At 60.3% G+C, this 20,483-nt stretch carries 15 protein-coding genes, 1 tRNA gene and 1 pseudogene; 5 read left to right on the forward strand and 12 right to left on the reverse strand.

The genetic code is table 11. The annotated features are described in order from the left end of the window. From ACXJMY_RS36090 to ACXJMY_RS36110, 5 genes and pseudogenes are all read right to left on the reverse strand, one after another. Positions 1–244 (reverse strand): annotated as a pseudogene (locus tag ACXJMY_RS36090) (ABC transporter substrate-binding protein); the annotation flags it as partial. A gap of 47 nt (positions 245–291) precedes the next feature. After that, positions 292–1,167: a VOC family protein gene (locus ACXJMY_RS36095; protein WP_456624117.1), complete on the reverse strand. Its 876-nt coding sequence runs from the start codon at positions 1,165–1,167 to the stop codon at positions 292–294. Beyond that, the gene (locus tag ACXJMY_RS36100; protein ID WP_456624118.1) at positions 1,164–2,366 is read right to left on the reverse strand and encodes an FAD-dependent monooxygenase; all 1,203 of its coding nucleotides are present in this window, start codon (positions 2,364–2,366) and stop codon (positions 1,164–1,166) included. Before ACXJMY_RS36100 ends, ACXJMY_RS36095 begins: the two co-directional genes overlap by 4 nt. Beyond that, the gene (locus tag ACXJMY_RS36105; protein WP_456624119.1) at positions 2,363–3,985 is read right to left on the reverse strand and encodes an FAD-dependent monooxygenase; all 1,623 of its coding nucleotides are present in this window, start codon (positions 3,983–3,985) and stop codon (positions 2,363–2,365) included. Before ACXJMY_RS36105 ends, ACXJMY_RS36100 begins: the two co-directional genes overlap by 4 nt. 192 nt (positions 3,986–4,177) lie before the next feature. Further along, positions 4,178–5,053 (reverse strand): fumarylacetoacetate hydrolase family protein, encoded by an 876-nt coding sequence (locus ACXJMY_RS36110; RefSeq protein WP_456624120.1) that lies wholly within the window; start codon positions 5,051–5,053, stop codon positions 4,178–4,180. 131 nt (positions 5,054–5,184) lie between these two features. Between ACXJMY_RS36110 and ACXJMY_RS36115 the strand changes: the two genes are divergently transcribed. Beyond that, positions 5,185–5,946, forward strand: coding sequence for a GntR family transcriptional regulator (locus tag ACXJMY_RS36115; RefSeq protein ID WP_456624121.1), 762 nt, complete (start codon positions 5,185–5,187; stop codon positions 5,944–5,946). A 158-nt stretch (positions 5,947–6,104) separates the two neighbouring features. Continuing rightward, positions 6,105–6,183 (forward strand) — tRNA-Met (locus ACXJMY_RS36120). Positions 6,184–6,847: 664 nt separating this feature from the next. On the opposite strand, the gene ACXJMY_RS36125 is transcribed toward ACXJMY_RS36120, so the two are convergent. The 6 genes from ACXJMY_RS36125 to ACXJMY_RS36150 form a co-directional block, all read right to left on the reverse strand. Next, a complete protein-coding gene (locus ACXJMY_RS36125; RefSeq protein ID WP_456624122.1) occupies positions 6,848–7,456 on the reverse strand; it encodes a hypothetical protein in 609 nt (202 codons plus the stop codon). 601 nt (positions 7,457–8,057) lie between these two features. After that, a complete protein-coding gene (locus ACXJMY_RS36130) occupies positions 8,058–9,035 on the reverse strand; it encodes a peptide ABC transporter ATP-binding protein (RefSeq protein ID WP_456624123.1) in 978 nt (325 codons plus the stop codon). Beyond that, positions 9,032–10,069: an ABC transporter ATP-binding protein gene (locus ACXJMY_RS36135; RefSeq protein ID WP_456624124.1), complete on the reverse strand. Its 1,038-nt coding sequence runs from the start codon at positions 10,067–10,069 to the stop codon at positions 9,032–9,034. Before ACXJMY_RS36135 ends, ACXJMY_RS36130 begins: the two co-directional genes overlap by 4 nt. A gap of 18 nt (positions 10,070–10,087) precedes the next feature. After that, positions 10,088–10,996, reverse strand: coding sequence for an ABC transporter permease subunit (locus tag ACXJMY_RS36140; protein ID WP_334526520.1), 909 nt, complete (start codon positions 10,994–10,996; stop codon positions 10,088–10,090). Next, positions 10,993–12,003, reverse strand: a complete 1,011-nt coding sequence (locus tag ACXJMY_RS36145; RefSeq protein WP_271576358.1) for an ABC transporter permease subunit — start codon at positions 12,001–12,003, stop codon at positions 10,993–10,995. The genes ACXJMY_RS36140 and ACXJMY_RS36145 overlap by 4 nt, the downstream gene beginning before the upstream one ends. 84 nt (positions 12,004–12,087) lie before the next feature. After that, positions 12,088–13,689 (reverse strand): ABC transporter substrate-binding protein, encoded by a 1,602-nt coding sequence (locus ACXJMY_RS36150; protein ID WP_456624125.1) that lies wholly within the window; start codon positions 13,687–13,689, stop codon positions 12,088–12,090. A 1,170-nt stretch (positions 13,690–14,859) separates the two neighbouring features. Between ACXJMY_RS36150 and ACXJMY_RS36155 the strand changes: the two genes are divergently transcribed. Continuing rightward, positions 14,860–15,636: a lytic transglycosylase domain-containing protein gene (locus ACXJMY_RS36155; RefSeq protein WP_456624126.1), complete on the forward strand. Its 777-nt coding sequence runs from the start codon at positions 14,860–14,862 to the stop codon at positions 15,634–15,636. A gap of 464 nt (positions 15,637–16,100) precedes the next feature. Beyond that, on the forward strand, positions 16,101–16,346 hold the full coding sequence (locus tag ACXJMY_RS36160; RefSeq protein WP_456624129.1) for a hypothetical protein: 246 nt from the start codon (positions 16,101–16,103) through the stop codon (positions 16,344–16,346). A gap of 167 nt (positions 16,347–16,513) precedes the next feature. On the opposite strand, the gene ACXJMY_RS36165 is transcribed toward ACXJMY_RS36160, so the two are convergent. Next, the gene (locus tag ACXJMY_RS36165; RefSeq protein WP_456624127.1) at positions 16,514–17,635 is read right to left on the reverse strand and encodes a transglycosylase SLT domain-containing protein; all 1,122 of its coding nucleotides are present in this window, start codon (positions 17,633–17,635) and stop codon (positions 16,514–16,516) included. 568 nt (positions 17,636–18,203) lie between these two features. Here ACXJMY_RS36165 and ACXJMY_RS36170 point away from each other — a divergent pair. After that, entirely contained in the window at positions 18,204–19,376 is a 1,173-nt protein-coding gene (locus ACXJMY_RS36170; RefSeq protein ID WP_456624128.1) for a L,D-transpeptidase, read from the forward strand. Positions 19,377–20,483 lie beyond the last annotated feature (1,107 nt).

Consider the following 20,483-nt stretch of genomic DNA (forward strand, 5'->3'; position numbering starts at 1 on the left):
CGTTAACGCCACCCTGTTCGTTGATCATCTTGAAGTAGGCGCCTTCCGTTCTGGCGATAATGCCATTCGAGGAGAGCGGCCCGCTGTGGGGAGCAGTATTGCCAATCTTGATGATCGCATCGGATGCGCCGGGATCGTACCGCTTCTCTTGGGCGGTGCCAGGCGCTGTAAAGGCCAATCCGATAAAAATCGTCAGCGCGATATCAAAACAAGCGAACCTCGCTGCGCGCGCGTCCCTGAACATCTCTCTCCTCGCAGTTTTTGATATTCGACCTGCAGTCAGCCAGGTCGTCAAGCTGACTTCAAGTCGAAGTCGAAACGAGTACCCCACGTCGTCAGCTGCTCAAGAGTCCACACGCGAGGACGTTGGGGAAACGCCTCATGCCAGGGCCGCGGCTCAAAGATATTGAGCTCCGGAACGAGCACGTCCATATCGGAATAGAGCTCGATCAGAAAACGACTTGGGTCGTAGTGATAGGAAGCGAGGTTGTGGCCCGCGGTGTGCCGTGACGGGCCCCAGAGGATTGGATGGCCTTCCGTCGCAAGAAAATCCGCCGCATCGTGATGCGCGGCGCGGCTGCGCAGTTCGAAGGCGAGATGGTGAAGCCGGGTTTCTGGCGCACCGATGACGTTGAGGACGTGGTGATCGTGATTGCAGGTCAGGAACGTCGCAATTCCCTCGAACCAATCGGTCGTGCGGAACCCGATGGCCGAGCAGAATTCCACGAATTTGTCGGCCTCCGGCGTGATCAGCGCGACATGCCCAAGACGCGTTGGAACGACGCCCGAGGTGCGGAAGCCGGGGCCAGGCATGGCCATCTCCGGTAACAAGTGAAGCGTGTGCCCCGCAACGACGACCTCCACTAGGACGGGAACGCCCGGCCGGGCGTCGCTCTTCTGTTCGGCAGACAGACCGAGACCGCGGAGCGACTTCACCGTCTCGTCGGCCGTTTCCTGTTCGATCCTCAGGCCGAGCGCCGTGAGGCGCTTCTGGGACGCCGGCTTGATGGTGATGTTGTGGTGATCGAGACCGAGGCTGAAATAGGCGCGGCCGTCGGATCCACGCTCGGCAGGTGTTGCGCCGAGCACGCGGTCGTAATAGGTGACCTCCTCTTCCGAGGCAGGCGTATCGAGATCGACATAGGCGATTTGGAAAGCGCGGGTCATGGTTGTTCCTCCAGATTCGCCGCGATGGCTTCTGCGTCGTAGGCGTAAAGTCGGTTCATTGCCTCGGAACTGCCACGCACACCTCGCGTGGCGAAGAGGTGATCCCTCTCGAGCTGTTGTGGTCCGTCATGCAGGTGGAAGCTCGTGGCATTGGCGCGAGATCTTTCCTGCACCCCGGTTGCGCGCGGCTTGCGCAATGTGACGTAGGCCCGAAATGCCGACGGAATGTCGAAGGCTGTGTGTTTCAGGCAGGCCGCCAGCGCTGCACCGTCTTCGATGGCCTGCGCGGCCCCTTGCGCCATGTAAGGCAGCATGGGATGGCACGCGTCGCCCAGCAGCGCTACACGCCCCTGCGTCCATTCCGGAAGCGGATCGCGATCGAACAACGCCCATTTGAACGTCTCGTCGACTGCGTTGAGGATCGTCGCGATCTGCGGATGCCACCCCTCATACTTGCTTGCGGCATCGGAGATCGAACCGCGGTCGGACCATTGCTCCCGCGTCCAGGTCGCCTCTTCGCTGACGGCCACGAAGTTCAGGAATCGACCTGAGGATACAAAGTAATGGACGAAGTGTCCGCCCGGCCCCACCCAGTTCGTGACATCGAGCGGAAGGCCGAGATGCGCGATCCGTTCGGCAGGTGCGAGCCCCCGATACGCGATCTGCCCCGAGAACCTTGGCTTTTCCTCGCCGAACAGGCGTTCGCGAACCTGGGAGTGGATTCCGTCGGCCCCGATGAGGAGATCGCCACGCTCGGACGCGCCATCCTCGAAGCGGGCGGTCACGCCTGTTTCGTCTTGCTCGACATCGACCAGACGTCGTCCAAGCTTGATCTCCTTGCGACCGAATGCATCCGCCAGAAGGGCGATGAGGTCAGCTCTGTGGAAATGGTAGTAGGGCGATCCGTAACGGTTCTCGATCGCATCGCCCAGTTCTTCGCGCCCCAGGACACGACCGTCCTGCCAGCGGCGAAAGACGACCGAAGAGGGGCGAACGGCGGCCCGCGCCATCGCATCGCCGAGCCCATAACGGCCCAGCAGCCGGGAGACGTTGGGGCTGATCTGAATGCCGGCGCCGACCTCGCGTTGCGCCAGCGTTTGCTCGAACAGGGACACGTCGAGGCCGGCCCGACGCAATGCGATCGCAGCCGCCGTGCCGCCGATACCGGCGCCGATCACCAAGGCATGAAGCGGCTTCACCGTTCCACCCCCCAGCCGAGAGCCGTCGCGAGGATCTTGTCGGCGTTTGGTGTCTTGCTGCTCGTTCCACGCCACGCAATGTGATGGTCGGGCCGCACAAGCAGCATCTCCTGTCCGTAAACACCCTTCAGATCGGGTTCGTCGAGTTGCAAGACCGACAGCGGTATCTGTCGTCGCGCCGCATCGTCGACAAAGGACGACAGATCGCGCCTTCGGAAATCGATCAGCGTGAAATGCGAGCCCAGCCGATCGTAGAGCGCCGTCCCGTTTTTCAGATATGTGCTGGGCAAGCGGGCGCCGGGCGTGGTCGTCGGCTTGTAGACAACGGAATCGAATGGAAAGGGAGTGGCCGAGCTATCTGCGATGATCGGCGATCCCTCATAGATAAAGCCGTGTTCGATGCCGAAACATTCGTTCTCGACGTTCCCGAGCCTGGCGATCCCAGCGCCGACTTCCGCCCGGCGCACGGGATTGTCGCTGTTGTCGCCTTCCAACAGGCTTCCATAGGCTTCGGCAATCTGCATTCGCACCTGCATGTGGCGGCCGGATGCGTCGCGATTTCGCGCCGCCACGGGACGCCGCTCGATTTCATACGACGCGAGGAGACCGGGCCCGCCGAAGCCCTGGAGCGTCGCCGCCAGTTTCCAGCCGAGGTCGACGGCATCGCCGACCCCTGAATTCATCCCATAGCCGCCTGTCGGGATGAACTGATGCGCGGAGTCGCCTGCGAGCAGGACGCGTCCCTTGCCATAGGTCTCAGCGACCAGCAGGTGCGGCGTCCACACATTCGCGACCAGAATCTCAAAGGAGAATGGCCGGCCGGCATAGGCCTCGACGAGCGCGCGCGGATCGAGCTTGGTCGCGTCCTGGCCGGGAAGCACAGGCACGTGAACGGTCCAGATATCATCGTCGTTCTGGGCGATCATCGTTCCACGCGGCGACTGGTAGTGCCAGGCAACGCCCCAGCGCTGCAGCAGATCCCGCTCGGTCGATCGAAAGTGGATCATGTAGAGTTCGCCGACGCGCGACTGCCCCTCGAGCTGGATGCCGAGCCCTGCGCGAACGCGGCTGGAGCCGCCGTCGCAACCGATTAGATATTGGCAGCTGACCTGCTCCTGCGCACCACTCCCCTGCTCCCGCAGCACAGCGACGACACGATCGTCCTTCTCTTCAAAGCTCTCGAAGGCGACGCCGAACCGCACATCGACTTCCGGACGCGCGTCGATGGATTTCTTCAGAACCGGCTCGATCTCGACCTGCGAGACCCGCATCGGGGGTTCGAGCGGTTGGGTGCCGTCGTTCTTGATACGGATCTGCTTTCGAAACTCGCTCGGGGTCATGTATCGAAAGCGATGCAGCTCATATCCGGCGAGACTTGTGATCCAGGAGACATCGAAGGGATGATCTTCCGGCACCGCGACATGTCGCAACGCGTCCGCGAGGCCGAACTTCCGAAAAAGCTCCATGCTGCGGCTGTTGGTGATGTCCATCTTCGGATGGCGGGTCGTCGTCGCATTCTTCTCGACCAGCATCGAGCGGATGCCGAAATGGGCCAGGACGTTCGCAAGCGTCATCCCGACGGGACCGCCCCCTGCAATCAGAACCGGAACCGATTTCATTGTTTCCTCCCAATATAAGCGGCGAACGATCTACGTCGTGCTGCCGCCACCGAATGACGCCCGATCAGGACCCGGCCTGATCAACTCCGTTGAGCCAAGGCAGTGCGCTAATCGACTCTGGTCAAGACCTCGCCTCCACGGCAACCGATATGATGTCCGCTCGAATCCGCGGGTGACAGGATCACCGCAGGATCAGGCCGCCGCACGCACCGCGTCTTCGGCTTCAAGCACGATCGGATTGCGCAGAACACCCAATCCCTCGATCTCGATCTCGCAGACGTCGCCGGGCTTCATATAGAGAGGCGGCTTGCGTGCCGCGCCGACGCCGGACGGCGTGCCGGTCACGATGATATCTCCCGGAAACAGCGTGATGCCCACGCTGATCAACGCAACCAGGGTTGCGACATCGAAGATCAGATCGGAGGTCGACGCCTTTTGCATCACCGTCCCGTTCAATCTCGTCTCGAGTTTCAGGCCGCTGGCGCCTGACGGAAGTTCGTCGGCCGTTACAAATGCCGGCCCGAACGCTCCGGTGCCGTCGAAATTCTTGCCGATGGTCCATTGCGGCGTACGGAACTGATAGTCGCGGATCGTACCATCGTTGAAGATCGAATATCCGGCGACATGGTCGAGGGCCGCGGACTGGGGGATATGACGGCCGCCGCGCCCGATGACAGCGACAAGCTCTCCTTCATAGTCGAGCGCCTCCGAGACGGTCGGTCGCACGATCGGCGCACCGTGCCCGATGAGGCTCGACGCGAACCGGCCAAAGAGCGTCGGGTAGTCCGGCTGCTGGATGCTGCTTTCGGCCGTGTGGTCCGCGTAATTCAATCCGACGCAGATGATCTTGCCGGGTGCGGACAGCGGTGGAAGGAAGCTCACCGCTTCCGGATCGATCGGCTCGCCCTTGAGGAGAGCCGCGGCGAGATCCTTCAGTGCGTCCCTTCCACCGGCAATGGCGCGCTCGAGCCTGCCATCTCCATCGTCATCAAGCCCCCAGTGCCGGCCGGCTTGATCGGCCACCGCGAGGCCGCGCGTTCCGTTTCTTTCATAAGCGATGAAGCGCATGGGGCGTTTACCTCCGTGTACGATCTCCTATATCAGATAAAATGCATATTACAATAGAAAATGCATTATTTCTAAAGTATGCATATTTTCAAGTGACTCCCGTCATTTCGTCCGCTATGGCTATCAGCATCATGGAATCACCCACGAGCCTCACCCACGGAGCCTATGCGGAGCTTCGCTCCGAACTGCTCGCGTGCAACTTCGCGCCCGGAGAGAAGCTGAAGATCGACGATCTGTGCCGTCGCTTTGCGGTCGGCTCGAGCGCCGTGCGTGAGGCGCTGTCGCGCCTCGCATCGGAGGGGTTTGTCGTCAGCGAACCTCAGCGAGGATTCCGTGTGGCGCCATTGTCCATCGATGCCCTTCGCGATCTCACCGAAGTCCGATGTAGCATTGAAGCACTGTGCCTTCGAGGTTCGATTGAAAAAGGTGGGGTCGAGTGGCAATCCCAAGTCGTCGCCGCCCTGCATCGCCTGACACACACGCCGGTGTGGGCAGACAAGGCTACGCGACGCTATAGCAACGAATATGCGAAGGCCCACGAGATTTTTCATGAAGTCCTCGCGGCGGGATGCGGCAGTCCCTGGCTCCTTCATTTACGAACGATCCYTTTCAATCACTCCGAGCGCTACCGGTGGTTTACCGGTCCGCTGTCCAAGGTAGACAGAGACCTCGACAGGGAACATCGCGAGATTGCGGAGGCCGCTTTGTCGCGGGACAGCGAACACGCGGTCGCACTGATGAACGCGCACTTGCAGCTGACCGCAAAAGTCATCCTTGACGCTGTATCGTCCGGGCACGAGCCGGCTGCGAAATCCGCGAAGGTAAAGCCAAGCGAGGCTCACGCGCCTGAAAGCCTGTCTCGGAAGCGCATGCGCGGTGCATCATCCGCCTGACGTTGCGAAGGAGGAACTCACCGTCCGAAATCCTCGAGATCTCTACCTCCTTCCACCCCATTCGCTGTATCGGAGCGCGTCGATCAACCGCACCAGTTTCGCACCAGGAACCACCTGAGCGGAACGTAAGGAACGCGAGCGAAATCAAACAAGAGTACGGGAAAATCAACGGACCCAACCGATATCCTACCGCTCATAACGGTCTGGTTGCAGGTTCAAGTCCTGCCGGGCCCACCAACATGATCAATAGCTTACTTCATTCTTGTTGCCTGCAACGCGGCCGCTGCACCAGAAACCGCACCAGATACGTGCACTTTTCGTTCGTAGGCAAGTTCGCACACTGCATCGATTCGATGGCCGGGGCTTTCGTCTAAAATTCGCCTTGCGTCCGGGCTTTACCTTGGCCGTGGGGCCTTTGACACCAGCTTGCGCTTTTTAGACTTTCGTTTGTGCGACCATCCCAAAAGGCCTCTCTGAAGCCGTTCGAATATTCGCCGCTCTTCGTCTTGATGCCTGCATGACACGAAAAATTTTCGCTACGATGGCTAGATTAGTCAGCGCTTTTTTTGCACTTTAGGGCTTCGCCCAATTGCAAATTGCAGATCCCCACTAGGGTGTGTACCCATAAACCCTGCGGCGACGAACCCAATGTCCGCTTTGCTCCTATAGCGGCCGAGTTCGTGGGGCAGCGCAATATGTCGCGATGGGCCACAAGCGGAAACCCTAAGAATGAGGATAAGGCGCCAGCTTTTAGGTAGATAGCGAGCGGCAGGTGCTCTTATTCGGTCTGGCGGCTTTTCCGCGCGAGGTCGTCCACATACGTCTTGCACCCATAGAGGTCGGCGCCCGTTTCCGCCCGGACGAGGGCAATTGCCGCGATGGGGTTGCGGTCTTGCACCAGTCAGTTCACGCGCTCCAGCACATCGTCTGGCAACGTCATCTGAGGACTTGGATCAGCCCAACGGGTCTCCGCCCAGATCGCTGGAGCGATTTTGTCGGTCCACTTGACCATGTCCCCACAACGTTCAGCATATCCGCACGCGATGAGCGCGGTGATCTCGCGCTCGAATTCGACCGCTGGCTTGAATGGTTCAGAACCTGAACAAAGCTGCGTCCCATCGGGGCCATAGTCACATGCGGTTTCAACATATGCCTCAAGCAGGCGCCCGAATAACGCGTCCGGAAGCTCACCACAGGCAAGCACGCCCGCCCGTGTTTCAGAAGCTGGGAAGAACTTATACGCAGCAAACGTTTCCTCCGGACGCCGCTTTGCATCGACGTATTGCTGCCGAGTCATGCCTTGATAGCCACTACCGGTCGCTACCAAGGTCAAGGCGACGCCGAGTTCCCAAAGCAGGTAGCACCCATCCTCGAACGGAGTTTGTGCGTAGTGCCAATAGTAGCCAGGCGTGTCGCCTGGTTCGAGCGTCATCGAAAAGCGTCGCGCGAGGCCGACGGCAAGCTCCGCGGCCAATCGAAGGCGCGCTGATGGTTGATCGACTCCCGTCATTTTTGCCATTTATCCCAATGTTAGACACCACCGGGTTGCTTCAAAGCCAGCTTCGCCGCGAAGCCTACTCTCTGAAGCTTAGGATTTGGTAGTCGACCACAAGGAGCGGCGTGAGATTGTCTGGTCTGGGTCAAAATGCGAAGAACTCAACCTGAGCAAATCTAGTCCGCCATGCCTCGCTGAGCGGACCTCAATGAGGCGCGCCACTACTTCGCTGATGGGCCAAACTCGGAAGTCGGGCCGTCCGGCTCCCACATCTGCATTGTCCCCGCGAGCGGACGTCATAGGGGCGCGTGGCGAGCAGCAATTGTAGGAGCAGATTTCTGAGTAGACCAAACCAAAATTCAGAATGAATTCTGTATTTCAATAGCTTGCCGGGACGTTAGATTCCGACCAGGCATCCGTCTTCGCTAAAGCTTCGGCGGACAGGAATTCCACGTCGCGGATGCCTCGACGTAGCCTTGGCGAAGGCAGACCGCTGCTTCGCAGCTACGCTTGGCGCAGCCGTCTCCATTCTCTCGCGCGAAACAGCGTGGCATGTCCGGCGTAGCGTCTTGCGAGCCCGGACGCTCAGTCCATCGCTTGGCACGGCCAATCGGCTCTAAGCCGCCTGTATCTCCAGGAAACGCTCGGCGTAGTGGCAGGCGACGAGGCGGCCGTCGAGAGGACGCAGCAGCGGACGCTGCGTGCGGCAGAGATCCGTCACATAGGGACAGCGGGTCGAGAACACGCAGCCTTTCGGCGGATCGAGCGGCGAAGGCAACTCGCCCTTCGGCACGATCCGCCGGCGTTTGCGGCCAAGGCCCGGCGTCGCGTCAAGCAAGGCCTGTGTATAGGGATGCAACGGCCGCGCAAAGATACGCTCTTTCGGCCCATGTTCCACTGCGCTTCCTAGATACATGATCATCACGTCATCCGCGATGTGACGCACCACACCGAGATCGTGCGAGATGAAGAGGTAAGCCAGCCCCAGCTCGCGCTGCAGATCGACCAGGAGGTTGAGAACCTGCGCCTGCACCGACATGTCGAGCGCGGAGACCGGCTCGTCGGCAACCAGTAGCTTCGGCCGCAACATCAAGGCGCGCGCGATCGCGATGCGCTGACGCTGGCCGCCCGAGAACATGTGCGGATAGCGGCCATATTGCTCCGGCCGCAACCCGACCTTCGCCATCATGTCGAGCGCCTGCGCCCGCCGCTCCTGCTTCGAGAGGCTGGTGTTGATGATGAGCGGCTCTTCGAGTATGTCGCCGACGCGCTTGCGGGGATTGAGCGACCCATAGGGGTTTTGAAACACGATCTGCACGGTGCGGCGCAACGCCTTCACGGCGCTGGGAGGAGGATTGACCGCATCGACGCCGTCTAGCATCAGCGTGCCGGCGCTCGGCTTCTCGATGAGAGTCACAAGCCTTGCGAGCGTCGACTTGCCGCAACCGGATTCGCCGACGACCGCCAGCGTCTTGCCGGTTTCAAGCGCGAACGAAATTCCGCCTACGGCCTGCAGATGCGCCGGCGGGCGAAACCAGCCCTGCTTGATCTCGTAGCTGCGCTTGAGATCGGTGGCGGTGACGAGCGCCGTCATGACACCGTCCCGCGGTTGAGGATCGGCGCGCCGCCGGCGCTGCCCCGATCGGCCGCGATGCGCTCGTCCCGCGAGGGATCGCCGAGCGGATAATGACAACGGATCAGGCCGTCCATCCAGGGGCGCAGATCGGGACGCACCTTGTCGGCCAGCGGCGTTGCATAGATGCAACGCGGACTAAACAGGCACCCTGGCGGTCGATCGTGGAGCCCCGGCACCACGCCGGGAATGGTGGCGAGCCGTCCGCCATCACTCGCCTCCGGGCGTGCCGCCAGCAACGCGGCCGTATAGGGATGCTGAGGCGAGGTGAACAGGCTCTCCGTCGGTCGCTGTTCCATGATCTGGCCCGCATACATCACGGCGACGCGCTCGGCCGTGTCCGAGACCACACCCATGTTATGCGTGATGAGAATCAGCGCCATGCCGCGATCGCGTTGCAGGGACAGCAGCAGATCGAGGATCTGCGCCTGGATGGTCACATCGAGCGCCGTCGTCGGCTCATCGGCGATCAGGAGTTTTGGATTGCAGGCGATCGCCATCGCGATCATCACGCGCTGGTTCATGCCGCCCGAGAGCTGGTGCGGATAGGCCGACAGCCGGCTCTCCGGCGCCGGAATGCCGACCTGCTCCAGGAGTTCGATCACGCGGCGCCGCGCCGCCTTGCGATCCATTCCTTCATGGATGTGCAACGTCTCAGCCAGCTGATAGCCGATCGTGAAAGAGGGATTGAGCGATGTCGTCGGCTCCTGGAAGATCATGGCGATGTCCTTGCCGGCGAGCGCGTTTCGCTCGCGGTCGGACAAGGCCTGCAGATCCCTTCCCGCAAACGACAGTCTGTCGGCTCGGACGCGTCCCGGATAGGGCACGAGTCCCATCAGGGCCAGCATGCCGATGCTCTTGCCGGAGCCGGATTCGCCGACGATCCCCAGCACCTCGCCTTTCTCGAGCGTGATGCTGACGCCATCCACGGCGCGCACCATCCCGTTCTGGGATGGAAACTCGACCGACAGATTTTCAATCTCGAGCAGCGGCATCAGATCGACTTCACTATGCTATCGCTTGAGCTTGGGATCGAGCGCATCGCGCAGCCCGTCGCCCAGAAGGTTGAAGGCAAGCACGGTCACGAGGATTGCCAGGCCCGGAAGCGTGACGACCCACCAGGCCCGCAGCACGAATTCGCGCGCGTCCGCCAGCATGGTGCCCCATTCCGGCAGCGGCGGTTGCGCACCGAGACCGAGGAAGCCGAGCGCGGCCGCGTCGAGGATCGCGGTCGATATGCCGAGCGACGCCTGCACGATCAGGGGGGCTGCACAGTTCGGCAACACCTCCTTGAACATCAGCCGAAGCCGGCCGGCACCTGCGACCTTGGCTGCGACGACGTAATCCTTCGATACTTCGCTGATCACGGCGGCGCGCGCAATCCGCACATAGTGCGGCAGCAGCACGATCGCGACCGCCAGCATCGCATTCATCAGGCCTGGTCCCAGGATCGCAACGATCACGATCGCAAGCAAAAGGCTCGGCAGCGTCAGCGTGACGTCCATCAGCCGCATGATCGTGATCTCGATCACGCCGCGGAAAAAACCCGCGACCAGACCGAGAATCGTCCCGGCGACCACCGACAACGTCACCACCGCGATGCCGATCAGAAGCGACAGCCGCGCGCCATGGATGAGACGGGATAGAATATCGCGGCCGATCGCATCGGTACCAAGCGGATAGGCCATCGATCCGCCCTGCTGCCAGAACGGGGGCTTGAGAAAGACCGCATTGTTGGTGAGGATCGGAGAATGTGGCGCGACGACATCGGCAAGGAGCGCGAGCAGAACCAGAACCACGATCACGGCGAGGCCCGCCACGGCGCCGAAATTCGCCTTGAAGTCGGACCAGAACTGCAACAGCGGATGTGGCGGCGCGCCCGGCTGCGCCACGACGGGAGTGTTGAGGACTTCGGCGGTCATCTTGTGTACCGGATGCGGGGATTGATCAGCCCATAGGCGACGTCAACCAGCAGATTGACTATCATGACGATCGCGCCGATCAAGAGCGTGCCGCCCTGCAGCACCGGATAGTCGCGGCGGTTGATGCCCTCGATCAGCCATTTGCCCACACCCGGCCAGGAGAAGATGGTCTCGGTGAGGATTGCGCCAGTAAAGAGAACGCCGACCTGCAGCCCGATCACCGTCACCACCGGGATCAGCGCGTTACGCAACGCGTGGATCGCGATCACCCGCCAACGCGGCACCCCTTTGGCGCGGGCGGTGCGGATATAATCTTCGCCCAGCACTTCCAGCATGGCGGACCGCGTCATGCGGGCGATGACGGCAAGCGGCACCGTGCCGAGCACGATCATCGGAAGCACGAGATGCGACAGGGCCGAGCGAAACGCGCCGAAATCACCGGCCAGCAGTGCATCGATCGTCAGGAAACCGGTCACCGGTTCGATGTAGTATTGCACGGCGATCCGGCCCGACACCGGCGTCCATCCGAGCTGCACGGAAAAAAGCAGGATCAGCAACAATCCCCACCAGAAGATCGGCATCGAATATCCGGTGAGTGAGATGCCCATCACGCCGTGATCGAAGATGGAGTTGCGCCGGACCGCCGCGATGATCCCGGCTGGTAACCCGAGGCCTAACGCAAACAGGATCGCGCAGACCGATAGTTCGATCGTCGCCGGGAACAACGTCCCAAATTCGGAGATCACCGGCTCATGGGTGACGATCGAGCGGCCGAGGTCGCCATGCGCCAGCCGCGCCAGATAGAGGCCGTATTGCACCAGAACCGGCTGATCGAAGCCGTACTCCTTGAGCAGTTGCGCGTGCCGGGCCGGATCGATGCCGCGTTCGCCCGCCATCGTCTCAATGGGATCGCCGGGGATCAGGCGGATAAGCACGAACACAAGCAACGTAATCCCGATAAAGGTCGGAACCACGAGGCTCAGTCGGGTAAAGATGAACCGGAGCATGCCGTTCCCTGCCACCCTCCCCGGAAGGGAAAGGGTAAAGAAAAATGGGCGGAGCCTGCCAAGCCACTCCGCCCCTGTCTCCTGCTATTCCTTGACGTCGACGCCGTAGAAGTTGTGGCGTCCGAACGGCGACAGCTTGAAGTCGATCACCCTCTTGCCGACGGGCTTCAGCTGCACCGCGTGCGCGATGGTGAACCACGGCGCCTGCTCCTTGAAGATCACCTGCGCCTGCTCGTACAGCTTGGTCCGCTCGGCCTGATCGCTGACCGTCTTGGCCTTCACGACCAGGTCGTCGAACGGCTTGTAGCAGAATTTGGCGATATTCGAGCCCGATGCCGTTTGCGCCGAGGCGCAGCCCAGCAATGTGTGCAGGAAGTTGTCGGGGTCGCCGTTGTCGCCGGTCCAGCCGAACATGCCCATCTGATGCTCGCCGGTCTGCAACCGCTTGCGGTATTCGCCCCATTCAAACGACTTGATCTCGGCCTTGACGCCGATCTTGGCGAGGTCGGCCTGCATCAACTCGGCAATACGCTTGGCGTTCGGATTGTAGGGGCGCTGCACCGGCATGGCCCATAGATCGGTTTCGAAACCGTTCGGGTAGCCGGCGTCGGCCAGAAGCTTCTTGGCTTGCTCCGGATCAAAGGGATCGTCCTTGATGCTGTCGTTGTACGACCACATGGTGGGCGGGATCGGGTTCTTGGCCGCGATGCCGGTCGACAGATAGACGGCATCGATGATCGCCTTCCGATCGATCGCCATGCTGATGGCCTTGCGCACGCGCACGTCATCGAAGGGCTTCTTCTGTGTCTGGAACGCGAGATAACCGATGTTGAGGCCGGGCTGCTCCAGGATCGTGACGTTCGGATCCTTCTTGATCGCGTCGATGTCGGCCGGGTTCGGATAGGGCATCACGTCGCATTCGCCCTTCTGAAGTTTGGCCCAGCGAACGGATGCATCCGGCGTGATCGCGTAGACGAGGTCGTCGATCTTGGCCTTGCCGCCCCAGAATTCAGGGAATGCCTTGTAACGAATCACGGCGTCCTTCTGGTATTGCACCAGATAGAATGGGCCTGTGCCGATCGGATCCTGGTCGATCTTCTCAGGCGTACCGGCCTTCAGCATGGCATCCGCATACTCCTTCGACTGGATGGCTGCGTAGGGCATCGCGAGATCGGCGAGGAAAGGCGCTTCCGGCTGGTTGAGCGTTATCTTGATGGTGTAGTCGTCGAGCTTCTCGACCGACTTCAACAATTTCGGCATGCCCATGTCGCCGAAATAGGAATGGTTCGGACTCGTTACCTTGAAATACGGATTGTCGTCCTTCCATTGCCGCTCGATTGAGAACAGGACGTCGTCAGCATTGAACTCCCGCGTCGGCTTGAACGACTTCGACGTCGCATGCCACTTCACGCCCTTGCGCAGGTTGAAAGTATAGGTGACGCCGTCAGGCGAGATCGTCCATTTTTCCGCGAGGYCCGGCACCACTTTCGTGCCGCCGCGCTCGAATTCGACAATGCGGTTGTAGATCGGCTCATTGCCGTCGAACGACGTGCCGGTGGTGTTGACGCCGGGATAGAAGTTCTCCGGGCTGCCTTCCGAGCAGTAAATCAAGGTTTTGGCAGACGCGGTCGAGGCCACCGCGAGCGCCGTAGCGCAGACGCCGGCGAGCAGGATTGATCTGTTCACTGTCGGAACTCCTAGTGAATTCTCTCGGCGCGGTTGACGCAGGCTGCGCCAAAGACGCCAGAAACGAGATTGCGATTGCGTATTGCAGCTGTCAATGCGTCCTGGGGTGACGGGATGACGTTTCGAAGAAAAGTCATCCGGGTCTGAAATCGTGCGCAGGTGGGGCAGCGGCGATTTTCTGCTTTAGTCCTGAAGGCGGACAAGAACCCGACCCGGTACGATGGGGTCAAGGCGGCGGTCGAGACAAGCGCCCCTCATGTCCGGACCAGCTTAGACAGCCGACCTCGTGAGAGTTAGAGCGCCGTTCGGCTCTGGGCCGATGCTGTTGAAGAAGTCAGTTAAGTTGATGAGGTGATGGGGCGCCAGCGGGCGGGTCAGGCCCAGTTCTCCTACTCTTTCCATTTGGAGGAGCGTGTTCCGGCCTCCGACCTCCTACGCAAGATCGATGTGTTCGTCAGTCAGGCATTGGCAGACGTTCATCGCAAGATGGCTAGTTCTACAGCCATATCGGTCGCCCATCGATCGATCCCGAGTACGGTCTTGTCAAGCCGGYCAGTTCGACCCGCGTTAACCCTGTCTCTGATCTTCTCACGTAACCGCGCCTGCAGGTTCACTTCTGCCGCTAAGCCGCCTTATTGGATGTTTGCAATTGTTCTCCGATTTTCGGGAGCTTATTTCCGGCAGGCTTTGAGCGAGGCTTCTCGTTCGGAAAGCGTGAAATCAGATGAGAGTGGCTCTCATCCTTGTTGGCCTCGGTACACTCGCGGTGATGGAGCTCGAGACATCACCGCGCACCACAAAGCCTGTGAACGAGCCGCCCGCTCAGGCAACCGTCGGGTTACGCGCCTCACACGATACACTGACGACGGCAGACCGGCTCGAAATCCCGCACATGCAATTTGAAGCGCTGCAGCCCTCGAGCGAGCCGATGCCTCCGCCGCATCTAACAGCGATTGTTGCGCAAGAGCCTTCGAAGATCATCGAGCAACACAAGAGCAGCGCAAGCGAAGGAAAATCCGCAGTCATGCGGCCCAGACCTCGACCTCGGCCTCGGCAGGAAACTTCCAAGGCAACTGCGAATGCCAATCGCGCCAAATCGGTCGCGGAGGTCAAGCCCTGCCGGTCAGGTGCCTTCGAAGGCCTATTCAAAGCATTGAACCTGTCAACGGGATGCCAGACCTAGCCCAACGATTTCCCTTCATCGGCGAGATAGCCGACGGCAATCCGCGGCTCCTCGCGCGTTCGTCAGAGCAAACAAGCCGTGCCGACGAAATCCGGCCGCCTCGCCCCGATGAGCGTGGATCCGTTGTCGCCGCGCGGGACTGGCTGTCGGCGGAATCCATCACGCTCGTTTTTGGAGTGGCGATCGGCGTGGCTTTCGTCGTAAGTTTCGTCCTGTTTCGCGACGCGCATTTGAACGGAAAATCGATCGACAGGACGGCCGCCAAGGCGTTGGTCGAGCGCATTATCATAGCCGAGTCCAATGGTGACCCGAATGCAAGGAACAAGCGGTCGAGCGCGACTGGCACCGCCCAGTTTCTCGATGACACGTGGCTCGAAGCCGTTCGAAGGCACCGACGCGATCTGATCCAGGGCCGCACCGACAAGCAAGTGTTGGACTTGCGGCGAGATGCCGAGCTTGCGCGAGAGATCGCCGCACGGCTGGTCGAGGAATATGCCGCGATGCTGAACAAGCGCAGTCTGCCGATCACACCCGGTTCTCTCTACCTTGCCCATTTCGCGGGACCGGCGGGCGCCGTGGCGCTATTGGCCGGCGCAGAAAGTGCCGATGCTGCTTCCCTTATGGCCGCTGCTGACGCGACGGGTCGGACCACGCGCGAAAAGCTGGTCAACGCCAATCCGTTCCTCAAGGCGATGACGGTCGGCGATATCAAGAGCTGGGCTGAACGCAAGATGGCAGTCGGCAATTCGGCGGGGCGCTCGTGAAGGCCACGTTTCAAGTACTCCACACGTTCCGACCGTTCAGGGTCAAAATTAGCGGTGGACGCCAAGTTGGATCGGCGTCCGGTTTGTCCCTGACAGCCGACATGACACGCGCTCAATAGACCTTCGGCCACTGGCGGACAAGGGCGGCGTCGCTCCTTCAATGGTGCAGTAAAGGTACCAGCGGCAAAATCTGACTGACCAACGCCAATACGCCGAGAATGGTGACGACGACGCGTCCAACGATTTCCATCCAGCGTGGGTATAGCAGGTCCTTAATTTTTCTTTCGTCGCTCATTTCCTAAATTAAATTAGGCCAGCGCCAATTCGTAAGGGGATCACTAATAAAAAGTTCGCGTCAGAAAGGGGCCTGCACCCCCGATCCAACCTGCCAGTGACCGCAATGGGTCAGAAACGTCGATTTGGCCGCGAGCGCGCGATGTCCGGTCTGGCCCCCGGCTACGGTCGTGCTGATCGTCGCCTCCATCTTCGCCTGCGGGCCGATTGTTGCAAAAGCCGGCGCACTAGATGATCTTCGGGAACCGCGTCGCCGAGATGAAACTCGTAGAACAGTTGACCTTGGTCACTCTTCAGACGGCCCATCATGGATCGACCTCGTCGCGATTCGCGTCAACACAACGGAATCACGCTTGCCGGCTCGCCTCAACGGACTTTTGCAACAAAATCGGCCACTTGCAGACATCGGCACCTGATCGATCACCTCGTTAGCGCGCAGTAGGAACGATCCGAGCGCGTCGTTGACGACGCAAAGTGCGTCCCCGCGACCATTGAGCGATGAGCGGCACCACGTGCCGCAGCGGCGGTGAGGCCCCGCTCGACCCGCGGGTGCGGCAACTCCTACCAACCACTCAACGGAAATTTACTGGTTCGCCCGTTCGGCGGCGGCCATGTATTTCAAATAGAATTCAGCAACCCGCTCGCGCCACATTCCGACGAACGCCTCCGAGGTCAGCTTGTCCACCGATTTCCACGCGTGTTTGATGGCCGGAAGAGTATTCCGCCAGATCGCGCGTTTGCACCATTTTTCACCTTTCTCCCTGCCTTCGCTGGTCGCACACATGGATTTCCAAGCGATGCGAACAGGTTGGCTGATGTGTTCGGCGGCGCCTTCCCAGCCTTGTTGATGGATCAAGTAAAGATCGCTCAAGGTCGGCTTCTGGTGTGTCACCCACTCGAACAGAATGCCTTCGGTAATGACCTTGTAGGCCGCCGCAACGGCATTGTCGCGGGGATTACGAATTTGTCCGGAGCCGAATTTGTTGAACTCATATTCGCTCAGTTGAAACAGGCCGATATACGACCCAGTGCGTTGCTTGGGGTCGAAACCGGACTCGATCCTGGCAACCGCTTTCATGAAATTGGAATCGAGACCGAAAGCGTCGGAAGCGCGCTTGATCTCCTCGACCGGCGTTCCGACCGGGGTGTCCTTGAGTGACCTTAAGACGATTTCCGCCGGTTTCTCGGTAGGCGGCAGTTCGGACCAGACGTAATAGATGAGATACCGAAACTCCTGCGTCACCAGCGCCGGGTTGGAGGCATTGCGCGTTGTCGGCACCGGTTGGGCGACATCATGGTGGCCCAAGCCCACCGATTCCTGCACAGGCGGTAAATCGGCCGACAGCGTCTGCGACGGATCGGGCAACGCGGCCACGACGATCGATTCCGGCTTATCCGAGGCCGCGGTCGCGTCGGTGGCCGTCCCCGCCGCGGGTTCGGCGGCCGTCGCCACTTCGGCGCTGGCGACAGCGGCGTTCGCGACAACGGTGTTAGCGACAACGGCGTTACCAATTGCGATTGCCTGCGGTTCATCCGCGAGCCTGGCGTTGGCGGCGAGAGATGCTGCGCGGTCCTCGATTGGCACTGCGCGGGTGTTCTCGGTGCCGGCCGAACCGAAGCCAGCCAGCCAGCCAACGATCCACCCTGCGAGAACGACCGTTCCGCAAAACGTGGGCGCCACTGCCGCAAATCGCCGCGGGTTCATGATCCCGTCGCCTCCAAAGGCTCCGCCTGAGCCATGCTCCACAGGCAAGCACGCGACGGGTTGATTTTCGGGTCGAGACGTGGCCGCGCAATGGCGCAAACCGCAGCTCATCAACTTTTCCAAGAAGTGTTGCCCGCATGCAACGCGCCGCCGGCAAGCAATTGTTCTCCGACGTAAGCGTGTAGGGAAGTTTCGGACCCATGCGGCCGGTTCGGGGCGAGCCCGCCATGGTGAATGTCGGACCAACAGATGCGCTTGACTGGCCGTAGTCGCGGATGCCGGCCCCTCGAGCGGTCTGTCGTTGACGATTTATGGGATCTTCGAGCGAACCGAACCCATTGCCCGAGATCAAAGCGTCCGTCGCAACGGCCCTCACACCGTACATTGATCGGCCCGGCGATCGGCGCGACGGCTATTGCCGATTGTCTTCTTCCAGCAGATTGGCCTCGTCATTGGAATTGGTCCAATTTTCGACCCACTGCGACCAGATTTGAAGACGAGGCTATGATCGGTAACGCGACGCTTTTTGGTTGGACCTCGCATGCAACTTCACTGCATGAGGCACTGGATGAGAAAGCAGACTCCAATAATAGCTTTCGCCGCTTTCATGCTCTCTACAGGGATCGCACACGCTCAGTTTCTGTTTTGGCCGCAGGACAGGTTCTGGCCAGGCCACTACGCTCCGTTCAAACACAAGCACCATCACCGGCAGACAAACTCTGGATCTGCGAAGAACGCTCGGCCCGAGGACCCTCCGAAGGGCCCGCTCCAGATCATCATCTCGATCGCTGACCAACGGGTCTCGCTTTTTGACAACGGGGCCCTGATCGCACGCTCATCGGTGTCCACGGGAACTCAGGGCCATCCTACACCCCTCGGCGTATTCAGCGTGATCAGCAAACAACGATGGCACCGTTCAAATATTTATAGCGCTGCCCCCATGCCCTACATGCAGCGCATCACCTGGTCAGGGATTGCGTTGCATGCCGGTGTCGTGCCCGGGCACCCGGCGTCACACGGCTGCATCCGTTTGAAAAATGACTTTGCCATTCGACTCTGGCATCTCACGAAGCGCGGCACGCGCGTGATCATTGCGCACGACGATGTCCAGCCGGTCGAGATAAACAATCCGCACCTCTTTGAGCCGAAAGCCGTGTCCGGTTCGCCGGAATTTCAGGCTGCCAGAGTCGCCGGTAAGAGCATTAGCACAGCCGCGGCAACGCATGGATCACCGGTGTCCAAGGCCGAGACTCCGGAAGCCACTAGTCTCCAGGGTCCAAGCTCGGCTTCCGCTGAAGGCGCACCTAGAAAGATGGTGCCGATCTCCGTCTTCGTGAGTCGTAAGTTGAGCAAGCTCTTCGTGCGCCAGGGCTTCTCACCGTTGTTTGATGTCGGGGTCAATATCGAAAATCCGGAGGAGCCCCTGGGAACGCACGTGTTTACCGCAATGGAATTCCAGAACGTGGGAGCGGCTATTCGCTGGACCGTCGTGTCGATTCCGGACGAAATTCCTCGCATCGTGGGTGCCACGAACGAGCGCGAAGCGCCCGCGAAGCAAACCGCCCTATCGGTACCGTCGCCCGATAAAGCCAACGCTGTCCTCAACCGCATCGAAATACCGCAGGATACCGTTGAGAGGATCTCTAAACTTCTGACGCCGGCCTCTTCATTGATTATTTCCGACGACGGATTTAGCCATGAGACGGGAAATGACACGGATTTCATCGTGGTAACGCATTGATGCGGCGGCGCACCCCACCAACACACGATGCCGCTGCGCAACCCGCTGGAACTGTTCGACCGCAAATGTGGTGCAAGATTCTTGATGTCCGCACCTAAGCCAAAGCAGTGCGAGGTCCGTTCTGGGTCAATCGCGTCACTTTGGCTGCGTGCCGTTCTCTTCCGGTCTACCCCTGTGAACGGACATCGTCACGGGCCAACAGGGGAAACAGGGCGGCTTGACCGTTCACTGAACAAGCACGTCCTCATGGCGTTCCAGCGGCGGCCATGCCTGGAATGCCTCAAGCGACAAGATTAGCGGAAAGCCGCCGCCGGTTTGGAACGGCGACGGCTTCTTCTTTACGCGCTCAGACGGACGCGACTACCCGCCGCGTCGCATGAAGGAAACGGTTAGCGGGCGCTGCGACGCCATCAATTGGATGACGCTCCTGTTTGCGCAATTCATCGACTAGACGTTCGAGGTAGGGCGGCAGAGGCGAGACTTCGCGAGATAAGTTCTGTTGCAATCTGTCACCCACCTCGTCACAGATCGAGCGGGCAGTCTTATGATCGATGTGGTCCGATATTCGATTGGTCGGTTCCATATCGCGACCTTTCGATTAGGCCCCACGATTAACTTAAGTTTCAGGGATGCGAAAATGTTTCGCGCACCTTCGAAGAATGCCGATGGTTCCACTTAATGGAACGAAGACACTGTGACCGATTGCCATCGTCAGCGCTGATACCAGCAACCCGCCGAGTTAGTGAAACTCTTGGGGCGCGACTTTCAACACTCAGAATGTCCGTTCCGGGGTCAAAGGCGGACTTTGACTAATGGTGCTGGCACGTCTGCGCCCCCCAGCACCGGACATCATTCGGATATGAGATGTTATGGAAGAAGTGGGCCCGTGGCCGACTTCGAAGCGGCCCCATTGGCACGGGGCGGCTCGGTTTTCGGACAATCACATCCTGACAGCATTCGCGAAGAGCCTGTCACCCCACTCGTACAACGGCCGCATGAAGTCAGATTGGGTGTGGATTGCTCGACCTTTGCGCTCACGCCATTTTCGTCCGTAGGTATCGAACGGAAAGTGTCGCATGTAGTAGTCGCAAGTCTCTTCCCAATGGT

It is taken from the genome of Bradyrhizobium sp. P5_C12, from assembly GCF_054049735.1.

What these genes read in the sequence shown, in the direction of transcription:
- ACXJMY_RS36125 (WP_456624122.1), bottom strand. Translation starts at nt 7,456, where the DNA reads ATGACGGGAGTCGATCAACCATCAGCGCGCCTTCGATTGGCCGCGGAG.
- ACXJMY_RS36155 (WP_456624126.1), top strand. Translation starts at nt 14,860, where the DNA reads ATGCCAGACCTAGCCCAACGATTTCCCTTCATCGGCGAGATAGCCGAC.
- ACXJMY_RS36095 (WP_456624117.1), bottom strand. Translation starts at nt 1,167, where the DNA reads ATGACCCGCGCTTTCCAAATCGCCTATGTCGATCTCGATACGCCTGCC.
- ACXJMY_RS36170 (WP_456624128.1), top strand. Translation starts at nt 18,204, where the DNA reads ATGAGAAAGCAGACTCCAATAATAGCTTTCGCCGCTTTCATGCTCTCT.
- ACXJMY_RS36145 (WP_271576358.1), bottom strand. Translation starts at nt 12,003, where the DNA reads ATGCTCCGGTTCATCTTTACCCGACTGAGCCTCGTGGTTCCGACCTTT.
- ACXJMY_RS36130 (WP_456624123.1), bottom strand. Translation starts at nt 9,035, where the DNA reads ATGACGGCGCTCGTCACCGCCACCGATCTCAAGCGCAGCTACGAGATC.
- ACXJMY_RS36110 (WP_456624120.1), bottom strand. Translation starts at nt 5,053, where the DNA reads ATGCGCTTCATCGCTTATGAAAGAAACGGAACGCGCGGCCTCGCGGTG.
- ACXJMY_RS36165 (WP_456624127.1), bottom strand. Translation starts at nt 17,635, where the DNA reads ATGAACCCGCGGCGATTTGCGGCAGTGGCGCCCACGTTTTGCGGAACG.
- ACXJMY_RS36135 (WP_456624124.1), bottom strand. Translation starts at nt 10,069, where the DNA reads ATGCCGCTGCTCGAGATTGAAAATCTGTCGGTCGAGTTTCCATCCCAG.
- ACXJMY_RS36140 (WP_334526520.1), bottom strand. Translation starts at nt 10,996, where the DNA reads ATGACCGCCGAAGTCCTCAACACTCCCGTCGTGGCGCAGCCGGGCGCG.
- ACXJMY_RS36105 (WP_456624119.1), bottom strand. Translation starts at nt 3,985, where the DNA reads ATGAAATCGGTTCCGGTTCTGATTGCAGGGGGCGGTCCCGTCGGGATG.